Origin of the sequence: Microbacterium esteraromaticum (genome assembly GCF_016907315.1) — a bacterium.
Lineage (GTDB): Bacteria > Actinomycetota > Actinomycetes > Actinomycetales > Microbacteriaceae > Microbacterium > Microbacterium esteraromaticum.
In genome coordinates, this window is the sequence record NZ_JAFBBS010000001.1 from 2,415,165 (window position 1) to 2,427,367 (window position 12,203).

The window sequence follows — 12,203 nt, forward strand, 5'->3', positions numbered from 1 at the left end:
CGGATGCCGCTACTCCGCGTACGGCTCCCAGCCCAGTGCCTTCGGCCTGGCGTGCCGCTCGGCTTCGGCATCCCGGATGCCCTTCTCGACGACCTCGGCGAAGATCTCGCCTCCGGCTGACCCGGGGTGGATCTGGTCGCCGGCGAGCAGATCGAGGTGGGGAGCGATCGCCCCTGACCAGTCGGCGACGACGACGCCCGTGCGGGCGTTGGCGAAGGCGGCGAGGTCGCGGTTGACGCCCGGAATCCATTCGCGGGGCGCGTAGGCGTTCACCAGCACGAGGTCGCGGTCGCGTCCGACGGTGCGGGCGATCTGCTTCAGCATCCCCTGGTCGACCGGGCCGTTCGTGCCGAGCGCGACCACGACGTGCTCGCGCAGCTGCCCCGACGACTCGAGCGAGTCGATGATGTCGCCCCCGGCCCAGAGCGAACGCGACACCTCCGCATCGACGGCGATTCCCGGCATCCGCTCGTACAGAGCGGGGGCGGATGCCAGCATCACCGAGTCGCCGACGGCCGTGACGTCCTCGCCCGCGAGAGCTGCCGGCGTCGCAGGGGTCGTCGGCACCGGCGTCGGCTTCGCTGCGGCTCCGGCCCGTATCACCATCTCCGAGGTCGTCATCTCGGGCGCGCTCGCGACCGCGGCGGTCGTGCCGCCGAGGGCAGCCGTGCCGACAGCGATCGCGCCGACGACCCGCACTCGGCGCATTCGGACGCCACGCCATGCCCGCCGGAAGCCCTTCCGCCGCACCGGGGTCTCGACGTACCGGTACGACGCAGTGGCGATGAGGAGTGTCAGCACGAGCGTCACCGAACCGGCCCATACCGGTACAGCCACGTTCGAGCCGACGACGACGCCTGAAGCGGCGGACACGAGCACGAGCAGCGGCCAGTGCCACAGGTAGATGCCGTACGACCGGTCGCCGATCCAGCGCAGCGGCGCGACGTCGATCGCGCGACCGAACCACGAGCCGGGGAGGATGCCGGCGAAGACCGCCAGCAGAGAGCCGGCGGAGGCCAGCAGCAGGGTGCCGGGCAGGGCGGCAGCATTCGTGGTCGCGGCGTAGACGATGAGGCCGATTCCGAGCATCCCGAGACCGAACACGCCGAGCTGAGCGGAGCGCGAAAGCCGATATGCCGATGACGGAATGTGCTGCACAGCGAAGGCCAGGGCGATGCCGAGGAGCAGCCCGAAGGCGTGCGAGTCGGTTCCGAAGTACGCCCTCGTCGCGAGCGCGTCTCCCGCGAGCACAGACATCCACCACGCCGAACCGCCGGCGGCGGCAAGAGCTCCCACGACCCGCACCCACCGTCGCCTGATCCCCGCGACGACGAGCAGCAGCAGCGGGGGCCAGAGCAGATAGAACTGCTCTTCGACGGCGAGAGACCACACGTTGCGGAACAGCTCGGGCTCGGCGGCGGCGAAGTAGTCGGAGCCGTCGGCGAGCGCGAGCCAGTTGTAGCCGAATGTCGCCGCGCCCAGCAGCTGGCGTCCGATGCCGACCAGCACATCGCCGCCGATCACCCACGCCGTGGTCGCACTCACACCGAGCATCAGGAACAGCGCAGGCAGCAGCCGTCGTGCCCGACGCCGCCAGAAATCGAGCAGACGATGACGTACAGGCAGCCGCGACTCCCGCAGCAGCAGCGAGGTGATCAGGAACCCGCTGACGACGAAGAACACGTCCACGCCGACGAGCCCCGAACGCACCCCGAGACCGGGGAACAGATGGTACGCGAGCACCACCACGACGGCGATCGCGCGAAGTCCGTCGAGTCCCGCGTAGCGGGGCCGGGGCGCAGAGGAATCAGTCATCGAGAAGAAGGGTGGGGGTGAACCGACCGTCCAGTTTAGGTGCCCACCCTCACACCGAGCTGGAAGCCCTGCCGCGCGCCCTGCCGTCGCCGTCGCCCCGCCTTCGTAATCTGAAAGGGCCGCGCCTCAGCGCGACGACCGGCGCCCACAGCGCAACGACGCGTACTAAGGTGACTTCCATGACTTCCTCCCGAGAATCACGCAGGGGCGCTGATGCGCTCGTACAGGATCCGGCACTGCCGCCGGTAGCCGTTCCCGAAGCCGAGCTCGAGCGCGAAACCAGGATGACGCTGCCGAAGATCGTGCTCTGGGTCGCCATCGCGCTGCTCGGCGCGGTGGCCTGGACCATGCTCGCCATCGTGCGGGGCGAGACCGTCAACGCCATCTGGTTCGTGTTCGCGGCTGTCTGCACCTACCTCATCGGCTACCGGTTCTACTCGAAGGTCATCGAGCGCTACATCACCCGCCCCGACGACCGTCGTGCGACGCCCGCCGAGGCGAAGCAGGACGGCAAGGACTACGTCCCGACCGACCGTCGGGTGCTCTACGGTCACCACTTCGCCGCGATCGCCGGGGCAGGCCCCCTCGTCGGCCCCGTGCTCGCCGCGCAGATGGGCTTCCTTCCCGGCACGATCTGGATCATCGTCGGCGTCGTGCTGGCCGGCGCGGTGCAGGACTACACGGTGCTGTTCTTCTCGATGCGCCGCGGCGGACGCTCGATCGGCCAGATGGCGCGCGACGTGCTCGGCAAGGTGGGCGGCACGGCGGCGATCATCGCATCGCTGCTCATCATGATCATCATCGTCGCGATCCTCGCCCTCGTCGTGGTCAACGCTCTCGGCGAGAGCCCCTGGGGCGTGTTCAGCGTCGCGATGACCATCCCGATCGCCCTCTTCATGGGGCTCTATCTGCGGTTCCTGCGCCCCGGACGCATCACCGAGGTCTCGCTGATCGGCTTCGTGCTGCTCATCGCGGCGATCGCCGGCGGCGGGGCGGTCGCGGCGACCGAGTGGGGCCAGGCCCTCTTCCACCTCGACCGGACCACCATCGCGTGGGCCATCATCGTCTACGGCTTCATCGCCGCCGTGCTGCCGGTCTGGCTGCTGCTCGCCCCTCGTGATTACCTGTCGACATTCATGAAGATCGGCGTGATCGTCATGCTCGCGGGTGCCATCGTGCTGGTGCGCCCCGAGATCGAGGTGCCCGCGTTCACCGAGTTCGCCGAGACCGGCCTCGGTCCGGTGTTCTCCGGAACGCTCTTCCCCTTCCTGTTCGTCACGATCGCCTGCGGAGCGCTCTCGGGCTTCCACGCCCTGATCTCGTCCGGCACGACCCCGAAGCTCGTCGAGAAAGAGCGTCAGACGCGCTTCATCGGCTACGGCGGGATGCTGATGGAATCGTTCGTCGCGATCATGGCTCTCGTCGCGGCGATCTCGATCGACCAGGGCATCTACTTCGCGATGAACTCGCCGGCCGCGCTCACCGGCGGCACGGTCGAGGGCGCTGTGGCCTTCGTCAACTCGCTCGGGCTCACCGGAGTCAACCTCACGCCTGACATGCTCACGAGCACGGCGGCGGCGGTCGGAGAAGAGACGGTCGTCTCGCGTACCGGCGGCGCCCCCACACTCGCGCTCGGTCTCGCGCACATCATGCAGCAGATCGGCGGCGGCACGGCGATGATGGGCTTCTGGTACCACTTCGCCATCATGTTCGAGGCGCTGTTCATCCTCACAGCGGTCGACGCGGGCACGCGCGTCGCGCGCTTCATGCTGCAGGACTCGATCGGCGCCTGGGTGCCGAAGTTCCGCGACATCAGCTGGCGACCAGGCGTGTGGATCTGCACGGGCATCATGGTCGCCGGCTGGGGCTACATCCTCATCCTCGGCGTCACCGACCCGCTCGGCGGCATCAACACCTTCTTCCCCCTGTTCGGCATCGCCAACCAGCTGCTCGCGGCGATCGCGCTCGCCGTGGTATTCGCCATCGTCGCCAAGCGGGGGCCGAGCTACGTGCGCTGGCTGTGGATCATCGCTGTGCCGCTCGCCTTCACCGCGGTCATCACGATCACCGCATCCATGTACAAGATCTTCTCGCCGGTCCCGGCGATCGGATACTGGGCCAACAACGCGAAGTACCGTGCGGCGCAGGCAGCCGGCGACGGCAGCCTCGGCGAGCCCGAGGTCGTCGAGGCCGTGATCCGCAACACGGCCGTGCAGGGAACCCTGTCGATCGTGTTCGTCGTGCTGACCATCGTCGTGATCGCCGTCGCGATCATCTCGGCGGTGAACTCCATCCGCAGAGGCGTCACGGACGACGGTGAGGATGAGCCGACCCCGTCGCGCATCTACGCACCGTCGGGTCTCATCGCCAGCAAGGCCGAGCGCGCCCTCGAGGCGCAGTGGCACGAGCACGATGCCGCCACCGGCACCGTGCGCAGCAGGGGAGCGCACTGATGAGCGCCACGCAGCACGAGCTGCGCTCCGCACCCGACGTCGTGTGGCGCCGGGTGCGGAGGGCGGCCTCGGGCATCCGGTGGTACCTCACCACTCTGATGGGCGACCGCGCGTACGACACGTACGTCGCGCATCAGCGAGCGCACCACCCGGATGCCCCGGTGCCGACCGAGCGCCAGTTCTGGCGCGACCGCATGCGCGAGCAGGATCGCAACCCCGGCGCGCGCTGCTGCTGACGCGCGAGCACGAGTCGCTCCCTCCTGCCCTGGCAGGAGGGAGCGACCCGTTTAGGCTGGACGGGTGCGCATCCGTCTCGACATCGCCTATGACGGCACCCATTTCCGTGGCTGGGCGAAGCAGCCGGGCCTGCGCACGGTGCAGGGCACGATCGAGGCGGCACTCGCGCGCATCGTCGGATCCAAGGCCCAGCTGGTGGTGGCCGGAAGGACGGATGCCGGTGTGCACGCCTCGGATCAGGTGGCGCACGTAGATCTCGATGAGAGCCAGTGGTCTCGGGTGCAGACGCGTCATGGCCACGCCGCCGCCGATCCGGCGGGGTCGCTCGCCCGCCGCATCCGAGGGGTGCTCGGAAGCTACCCCGATGTCACCGTCACCCGCACGAGCGTCGCACCCGACGGGTTCGACGCGCGCTTCTCCGCAGTCTGGCGCCGGTACATCTACCGGCTGGCCGACGCGACGGTCGGCTACGACCCGATGCGCCGGAACGACACGACGACGATCCCCGCGGCTCTCGATGTCGACCGGATGGATGCCGCGGCCCAGACCCTCATCGGGCTGCACGACTTCGCCGCGTACTGCAAGCCCCGGGAAGAGGCGACGACGATCCGCACCCTGCTCGACTACCGATGGACGCGCGATCACGACGGCGTGCTCGTCGCCGAGGTGAAGGCCGACGCCTTCTGCCACAGCATGGTGCGCGCGCTGGTGGGCGCATGCGCCGCGGTCGGGGAGGGAAAGCTCGAGGTCGCCGACGTCGCGCGGCTGCGCGACGAGCTCACCCGCACGAGCGCGTTCAAGGTGCTGCCGGCTCGGGGCCTCACCCTTGCCGAGGTCGGCTACCCGGCCGACGAGCTTCTGGCGTCCCGCGCCGAGCAGACTCGCGCTCGTCGCGACCGTGACGGCGAAGACGGGCACGAGCCCGACGATGCGTGAGCCGCGACGGATGCCCGCTCCCCCCACACTGCGGTTCGACCGGACTCCCCGTATCCGCGAGCTCGATTCGCGCGGCGTGCAGGTGACCCATGCCCTCGGCGTCACCACGGTCGCCATGAGCGTGACGCTCGTGGCCACATTCCTGGCAGTCGTGGTGGTCGGCATCGTGAATCTCGAACTCGACGGCTTCGGCGAGATGTTCGGGCTCGCTCGTGACCTCGACGACCTGCTGCGCGCCATGTTCGCTCCCATGCTCATCGTGGGTGCAGCGCTGCTGGTCATCGGCCCCGTGGTGTTCGTCGCGCACCGAGCGGCCGTGTTCGCAGCCGCGAGCAAGTTCGCCGCTCAGCATCCGACCGACGCGCCGCCCCGCGACGTGCGCGACCGGCTGCGCAGCACCACGCCGGGTGGATCGCTCGAGACCGCCGGAGTCGTGGGCGTCATGGCGTTCGGCTTCCTCTTCCTGATCGGGGTGCTGCTGACGATCGGATCCATGGTCGAAGATCCCGAGAGGGTGCAGGGCAGTGTGACCTTCATGGTGTGTGCCGCGGTCGCGGCGCTGCTCAGCGGGGTCGCGATCGGGCTCAGCAAGCGGCGCGAACCGGCCCAGAAGCGGCGCGCCGAGATGCTTCAGGGGCAGTGGAAGGCGACGGCGCGCAGGGCGGCGAAGGCCGAGAACCGTCGCCGGCGCGCGTTCCCCCGGGGCGAGATCCCGCACATCCTCCGCGGCGGAAGCCTGTGGTGGCTGTACGGGATCCTGTACCTCACGGTCTGCCTGGGCATGGTCGTGTTCATCGTCGGCGTCCTCCTGCGCCAGCCGTGCCGGACCTGTGAGCCGCGCGTGCTCGACCCGTTCGGCGAGAGCGCGATCGACGTCTTCAGCGGTACAGGCGGCGCGCTGCTGATCGCGAGCGGGGTGGGCAGCGCGGTGCTGTGGCTGCTGCTCGCCGGGTTCGCCTTCGCCCGCGAAGAGACGCTGCGCACTTGGCTCACCCGTGCCGGCGGCGTGCGTCTCGAGGGCGAGCATCGCCGGGAACTGCTCGGCATCCCCTCGGCGATGACGATGCTCGCGGCGCTGCTCGCCGGTATCTCCAGCATCGTGCTGGCCGTCAGCGGAGGGGCGATCGCGGTCGACTGGCCCAACCTCGACCCGCTGACGGCCTGGCTGACCGGTGGCTCGCTGACTGTCGCCGCATTGGTGTGCGGCATGATCGGCCACCGCCGTGAGGTGCGACTGCGGATGCTGGTGCGCGACGCCCTGATGCCCGGAGACATCACGGGCCGCGACGACGAAGACGCCTATTGACCGATCGCACGCGCGATTTCAACCCCGTCGCGTGCTCAGCGTGCGGCGGTAACGTGTGGGCCATGAGAGTCATCTCGTACAACCTTCGCAAGCACCGTGCCGCGACCGAGCTGGCCGAACTGGTCGCGGCGCACGACCCCGACATCCTCTGCCTGCAGGAGTGCGACACGGCAGCGCTCTCGGATGCCATCGGCGGGCTGTCCCTCGTGCACACGACCAGCGGAAACCGGCTGGGTCTTGCGATGTACCTGCGTCGCAATCAGTTCACAGTCGAGCAGGTGCGCACGATCGGGCTGAAGAAGTCACTGCACGACCGCGTGCTGAAGCCGGCGCACGAGCGGGTGCTGGGGGCACGGCTGCGCGACATCGACACCGGCCGGGGGCTGATCGTCGCCTCGTTCCATGCGGCGCCGCTGACCGCGTTGAACTCTCTGCGGCGCAATCAGATCAGGGCGGGGCTCGATGCGCTGCAGGAGCTCGGTCCCGGGATGCCCGTGCTCATGGTGGGCGACTACAACTACCCGGTTTTCAAAGAGAGCCTCGGCCAGACCGTGCGCGACCACGGCTACACGCTGACCCTGAGCGACGACCGCACCTACACCCGCTACCGGGTGTTCAAAGGTCACTACGACTTCGCGACATCGGTCGGCTTCGACATCTCGAAGATCACCACGCTGCCGCAGGCCACGAGCGATCACCGACCGATCCTCATCACCGCTGAGGCGGCGTAGGACTCAGATCTCGCGCAGGATCAGCCCCTGAGCTTCCAGCGCCGCGAGGAAGGCGTCGAGTCCGCCCTCGCCGAAGTCGACGGTCATCTCGAGTTCGGCGATCTCGCGCTCGATCGCCGAGGCGTCGGTGAAGCCGTCGGTCAGCAGCGACCACACGAGCCAGGCGGAGCCTGCGAGCTCGAACAGCTCTGCCGTGTCGAGTCTGGCGATCCAGACGATGTGGTCCTCCCGCCCGCCGTCTTCGGCTTCGACCCACGCGAGCTCCGGGCTGAGCCGGTACGGCTGCCGGCTCACGACGACCGCCCGAAGCGCCGGAACAGGTGCGAAGCGACTGATCGCACAGCGTGCGCGGCGCGCGCCGCGTGCTCGCGAGCGACGTCACCGCGTGAGGGCTCGCGCTCGAGTCGCAGACGCAGGTGCGTGCGGTTCACCCGCATTGCCTGGCGCAGCACCGACAGTTTCGCGGCGAACGTCGACGCGCTGCGCAGACGTGCCTGCCACTCGTCGAGTCGGTCTCCTTCGGAAGCAGACCAGTAGGCCCAGAGAGCGTGATCGGGGGCGTCCGCATGGGCGTCAAGCTCGCCGATTCCAGCGGCGAAAGCCGTCTCGGCCTGCAGCTCGGCCGCCAGCGCGCGCACGGCGTCGCGGTGATCGTCCGGGCACAGTGCCCAGGCATCCGCGGGCTCTAGGCCGTGCGACCGGGCTGAGTGCAGCGACTGCATCAGCACCTGGGCGGGTAGCGACAGCACGGTGCAGGGCCGATGGCCGATGAGCACCTCCGTGCGTGACGTCCAGAGGCGCTCGAAGACGGCATCGGGAGCAGCGAGGGGCCCGGGCACGGCGCGATGGATGTCGGCATAGGTCCATGACGGATGGGTGAAGTTCGCGGCATGGCCGAACGGCGACCCCTCGTCGAAGTCGGTGAACAGCTGCCAGCCCTCCTCCTGCATCCCGGCGATGAGTGCGGAGATATGCGCGGGCCGCACCAGCACATCGGCGTCGGTGGAGTCGTGCCGCCCCCTGCGCAGCGACCGCAGGGTCGACGGTCCCTTGATGTGCAGCACGTCCGCGCCCACCCGGTCGGCTGTGCGCTGCAGTGCTGCGTGAGTGAGGTGCGTGAGCGCCCAGACGGGAACCTCGGGCGCAAGCATGCATTTACTCTAGAGGTGACCGGAGGGGAGTGCCGTGGCGACGACCGAGCGCGATTCGCAACTGGTGCTGAGCCTGTTCGACGAACGCTGGCTGATCGATCTCTCGGCCTTCTCGGACCCGGCTCCGTATGTCGAGCGGCTGCGGCATCTGTGGGCGCGTGGCGTCATCGACACGACCGGCCACGACGTGGTGTTCCGCCCGCTTCCCGCGGGCGCAGACCGGAATGACCCAGACGGAGCCGTGACGGCGTTCATCGCCGAACGCGATGACGGATCGTTCCCCTACGCCTTCTCCCGGGCGATGACCCAGGCTCTGATCTCGCGCCTCACCGGTTCGGGACTGCTGCTGCACGCTGCCGGTCTCGCGTCGCCTGAAGGGGGTCGCGGCGTCGTGCTCGTGGCCTCGTCCGGCACGGGGAAGAGCACCGCGGCTCGCACCCTGGGCCGTCGGTTCGGGTATCTCAGCGACGAGCTGATGCGGGTCGATGCCGAGCACCGCATGCAGGGCCTCACCAAGCCCCTGTCGATCATCGTTCCGGGCTTCCCTGGTGGCAAGGACGAGTCGTCTCCCGATGACGTGGGTCTCGCTGCGGCGCCCAGGGAGGCGCCGGAGCTTGCCGCGGTCGTGTGTCTGTCACGGAGCACCGACGCCGTAGCGGCCGTGCTCGAGCCGATCAGCGTGCACGAGTTCATCGCGGAGGTTCTTCCGCAGTCGTCGTCGATCTGGCGCGGTGAACGGCCGCTGCACCATCTGGTCGAGGCCGGCGTGCTCGGAGGAGGCCCGTACCGGCTGCGGTACTCGGAGATCGTCGAGGCCGAAGAGCTGATCGCGTCGCTTCTCAGCCGGGATGCCCGGGCCGCCGTGACCCACGAATGGGTCGGGCATCTGCCTCATGACGAGGAGCGTTGGACGACGACCGATGCCTCGGTGGCGCGATTGCCGGAAGTGCTCTCGGACGACGCCGTGGTGAGCCGGATGCCCTGGACCGACGCCATCGAGTCGGAAGGCGAGATCTCGGTGCTCGCTGGTGCGGAGTTCTCACGGATCGCCGGAATCGCGGCGCCCATCTGGCTCGCGTGCGCGCGGCAGCAGACGGTACGAGAGCTGCGCGAGATGCTCGATCGGGAGTTCGGCCCGCACCCGGAGGCAGTCGAGCTGATGCGCGCAGCTCTGGCGGAGTTGGCGTCCCGAAGGCTTGTGCGGCTCGACGAGATCTGAGCGGAGCTTCGCACCGGGCGATCTGCTTGACCGAGCATCGGGCCGTTCCGCTACATTGTGAGCATCGCGCGCCGGACCCGTGCGCGCGTGCTCTGAGCCCGAGGAGTACCGGTGCCGGTGGAGGCCATCGATCACGTCACACTTGCGACCAACAACGGCGCAATCGGTGGTGGCGAAGTGATGCTTCTGCGTATCGCAGAAGCCCTGCGCGAGCTGTCGGTCGGAGTGACGGTTGTGACTCCTGCCACCCCTGGAGGGGTCGGCGACGCCGCGAAAGAGGCAGGCTTCGAGACAGTGCAGCTGCACGTCGACAACCGGGTGTCGTGGATGTGGCAGCTGCGCAGATGGGACGCCCGCCATCGCAAGGGGATGCTGTGGTGCAACGGGCTCGTGCCCGCGACCGCCACATGGGGTCATGGCAGGCGCATCGTGCACCTGCACCAGCACCCTGATGGCCTCCACCGTGTGCTGAGCGCGCTCTCGCGCGTCGGCGCGGTCGCGACGCTCGTGCCGTCGGCCCACATGCTGCGCTCGGTGCCAGGTGCCCGCGTGATGCCCAACTGGACGGCGCTGATGCCGCGCAGTGAGCGAAGCCCCCGGCCCGATGATCCCTTCACCGTCGGCTTCCTCGGCCGCCTCGGGCCCGACAAAGGCGTGCACGTGCTCGCCCGGGCGATGCGCCTGCTCGATGAGCAGGAACCAGGTCGGTACCGTCTGGCGCTCGCAGGCGAGCCGCTGTTCGTCGCGAAGTCGAAGGTCGCCCAGGTCGAGGAAGCGCTGGCGGAGGTCGACGCGCTCATCGACCGGGTCGGCTGGGTGCGGCCGACGGAGTTCTTCGACACGATCGACCTCCTCGTGGTTCCGTCGTTGGCGGATGAGTCATTCGGTCTTGTGGCTGCCGAGGCCATGTCGGCGCACGTACCCGTCCTCGTCAGCGACGCGGGCGCTCTGCCCGAGGTCGTCGGCGGTGAGACGGGAATGGTGACCCCCAAGGGTGACCCCGAAGCTCTCGCCCAGAGGATCGCGCGGGTCGCCGCGGGAGACGCAGATGAGGGTGTGGCTCAGCAGCACGCGCGATGGGCCGCGAACTACTCGCCTGAGGCGGGCACGGGCCGCGTCCGTGAGCTGCTGAGCACGCTGATCCGGTAAAACGGTCAGCGGTGCTCGGAAGCGGGCTGACCTGAGGGCAGCGGCGGGAGCATGCGCGCAATCCCGATGCCGAGGACGACGAGGCCGATGGGAGCGAGGAACACCTCTCCCAGGCGAAGAGCGCAGCAGAAGACGACCAGCGTCGCGGCGGTGATGACGCGAGATTCGCCGGACGTCACATCGACGCCGACGGCGCGCGGGGCGAGCCCGAGTCCGGCGACGACGAAGAGCCCGAGGACGACGGCCGCGAGGACGAAGCCCCCTTCGACGATCAGGGCCTCGTACGCGTTGTGGAAGAACCACGTGCCGCTGTCGAGCGACACGGTGGCTTCCCCGAGGCCGAACCCATGCCAGGGTGCGGCGGCTGCTTTCAGCGACGACGCCGCATCGATCCTGCTGCGGAACTCGTCGGAACCCTCGCGGGTCTCTCCGTAATCGCCGATCGTCGCGAGGTTGTCGTCGGCCCAGAGAAAGGCCAGGAACGCCATTCCCAGAGTCGCCAGCTGCGCGGTGCGGCGCAGGTAGCGGCTGGACAGAAGCCATACGAGCGCGACGAAGCTGGCCGCCATGGTGGTGCGTGAATCCGTGGCCGCGATCGCCGCAGCGCCTGCGACCACGAGCAGCAGCCGGCCCCAACGGCTCCTGATCACGAGGAACAGAAGGAACGTGCCAAGCGCGATCACGAGCGCCCCGGCGTTCTTGTCCTCCAGGAACCCGGTCAGACGCCCCTGGTAGTTGTCTGGGGCGACCCCGGCATAGAACAGGGCACCGTTGAGAAGCAGGCCGACGCCGATGCCCTTCACTGCGGAGCCGACGTCGATGCGGCCGCTCGCCAAGAAGAGCGACATGACGATGAGAATCGCGAGGTTGCCGGCCCGACGGACGGGGTCTATGCCCTGAAGCCAGGTCTCGATGACCAGAAACGCGAGGAGCCCCAGCATCGCGGCGGGAACCCACCACGCGTGAACGAACGACCTAGTCGGTCGCCTGAAGCAGCCGACGATGACGAGCACGGCGATGCCGATCTGAGCGACGGGGAAGGGCGTGCCTGGCAGGCTGACCCGGACCACGATGAGGCCCATCAGAACCGCATCGAGGATGCGTGCGGAGTGCGCAGTCGGGACGAGAGTCGCGCCGCTGATCGCACGGGCAGCGCGAGCTGTCGGACTGGCGAGGGTCATGTCCTCATCATCCCAGACGGCGGTT

The 12,203-nt window shown here is 68.9% G+C and carries 11 protein-coding genes; 7 read left to right on the forward strand and 4 right to left on the reverse strand.

The annotated features are described in order from the left end of the window. Positions 1–9: 9 nt before the first annotated feature. On the reverse strand, positions 10–1,815 hold the full coding sequence (locus JOE67_RS11565) for an acyltransferase family protein (protein WP_204975702.1): 1,806 nt from the start codon (positions 1,813–1,815) through the stop codon (positions 10–12). 179 nt (positions 1,816–1,994) lie between these two features. Here JOE67_RS11565 and JOE67_RS11570 point away from each other — a divergent pair, with 179 nt between their 5' ends. From JOE67_RS11570 to JOE67_RS11590, 5 genes are all read left to right on the forward strand, one after another. Beyond that, positions 1,995–4,268 (forward strand): carbon starvation CstA family protein, encoded by a 2,274-nt coding sequence (locus JOE67_RS11570; protein ID WP_204975703.1) that lies wholly within the window; start codon positions 1,995–1,997, stop codon positions 4,266–4,268. Further along, on the forward strand, positions 4,268–4,504 hold the full coding sequence (locus tag JOE67_RS11575) for a YbdD/YjiX family protein (protein WP_204975704.1): 237 nt from the start codon (positions 4,268–4,270) through the stop codon (positions 4,502–4,504). The genes JOE67_RS11570 and JOE67_RS11575 overlap by 1 nt, the downstream gene beginning before the upstream one ends. Positions 4,505–4,568: 64 nt before the next feature. Continuing rightward, positions 4,569–5,441, forward strand: a complete 873-nt coding sequence (gene truA / locus JOE67_RS11580; RefSeq protein WP_204975705.1) for a tRNA pseudouridine(38-40) synthase TruA — start codon at positions 4,569–4,571, stop codon at positions 5,439–5,441. A 10-nt stretch (positions 5,442–5,451) separates the two neighbouring features. Further along, positions 5,452–6,747: a hypothetical protein gene (locus tag JOE67_RS11585; RefSeq protein WP_204975706.1), complete on the forward strand. Its 1,296-nt coding sequence runs from the start codon at positions 5,452–5,454 to the stop codon at positions 6,745–6,747. 62 nt (positions 6,748–6,809) lie between these two features. After that, the gene (locus JOE67_RS11590) at positions 6,810–7,478 is read left to right on the forward strand and encodes an endonuclease/exonuclease/phosphatase family protein (RefSeq protein WP_204975707.1); all 669 of its coding nucleotides are present in this window, start codon (positions 6,810–6,812) and stop codon (positions 7,476–7,478) included. Positions 7,479–7,481: 3 nt separating this feature from the next. Here the strand turns inward: JOE67_RS11590 and JOE67_RS11595 are convergent, their stop codons facing one another. Beyond that, complete coding sequence (locus tag JOE67_RS11595; protein ID WP_204975708.1) at positions 7,482–7,772, reverse strand: hypothetical protein; 291 nt, start codon at positions 7,770–7,772, stop codon at positions 7,482–7,484. Next, on the reverse strand, positions 7,769–8,629 hold the full coding sequence (locus JOE67_RS11600) for a nucleotidyltransferase family protein (protein WP_204975709.1): 861 nt from the start codon (positions 8,627–8,629) through the stop codon (positions 7,769–7,771). The genes JOE67_RS11595 and JOE67_RS11600 overlap by 4 nt, the downstream gene beginning before the upstream one ends. 34 nt (positions 8,630–8,663) lie before the next feature. Between JOE67_RS11600 and JOE67_RS11605 the strand changes: the two genes are divergently transcribed. Together JOE67_RS11605 and JOE67_RS15790 are read left to right on the forward strand one after the other, a co-directional pair. After that, positions 8,664–9,848 carry an ATP-binding protein gene (locus JOE67_RS11605; RefSeq protein ID WP_204975710.1) on the forward strand — a complete coding sequence of 395 codons (1,185 nt, stop codon included), beginning with the start codon at positions 8,664–8,666 and terminating at the stop codon, positions 9,846–9,848. Positions 9,849–9,965: 117 nt separating this feature from the next. After that, positions 9,966–10,997: a glycosyltransferase gene (locus tag JOE67_RS15790; protein ID WP_204975711.1), complete on the forward strand. Its 1,032-nt coding sequence runs from the start codon at positions 9,966–9,968 to the stop codon at positions 10,995–10,997. Between the two features lie 5 nt (positions 10,998–11,002). Here JOE67_RS15790 and JOE67_RS11615 read toward each other — a convergent pair whose 3' ends face one another. Then, positions 11,003–12,178: an O-antigen ligase family protein gene (locus JOE67_RS11615; protein ID WP_204975712.1), complete on the reverse strand. Its 1,176-nt coding sequence runs from the start codon at positions 12,176–12,178 to the stop codon at positions 11,003–11,005. Between the last annotated feature and the right edge of the window lie 25 nt (positions 12,179–12,203).

What these genes read in the sequence shown, in the direction of transcription:
- JOE67_RS11565 (WP_204975702.1), bottom strand. Translation starts at nt 1,815, where the DNA reads ATGACTGATTCCTCTGCGCCCCGGCCCCGCTACGCGGGACTCGACGGA.
- JOE67_RS11570 (WP_204975703.1), top strand. Translation starts at nt 1,995, where the DNA reads ATGACTTCCTCCCGAGAATCACGCAGGGGCGCTGATGCGCTCGTACAG.
- JOE67_RS11575 (WP_204975704.1), top strand. Translation starts at nt 4,268, where the DNA reads ATGAGCGCCACGCAGCACGAGCTGCGCTCCGCACCCGACGTCGTGTGG.
- JOE67_RS11585 (WP_204975706.1), top strand. Translation starts at nt 5,452, where the DNA reads ATGCCCGCTCCCCCCACACTGCGGTTCGACCGGACTCCCCGTATCCGC.
- JOE67_RS11590 (WP_204975707.1), top strand. Translation starts at nt 6,810, where the DNA reads ATGAGAGTCATCTCGTACAACCTTCGCAAGCACCGTGCCGCGACCGAG.
- JOE67_RS11600 (WP_204975709.1), bottom strand. Translation starts at nt 8,629, where the DNA reads ATGCTTGCGCCCGAGGTTCCCGTCTGGGCGCTCACGCACCTCACTCAC.
- JOE67_RS11615 (WP_204975712.1), bottom strand. Translation starts at nt 12,178, where the DNA reads ATGACCCTCGCCAGTCCGACAGCTCGCGCTGCCCGTGCGATCAGCGGC.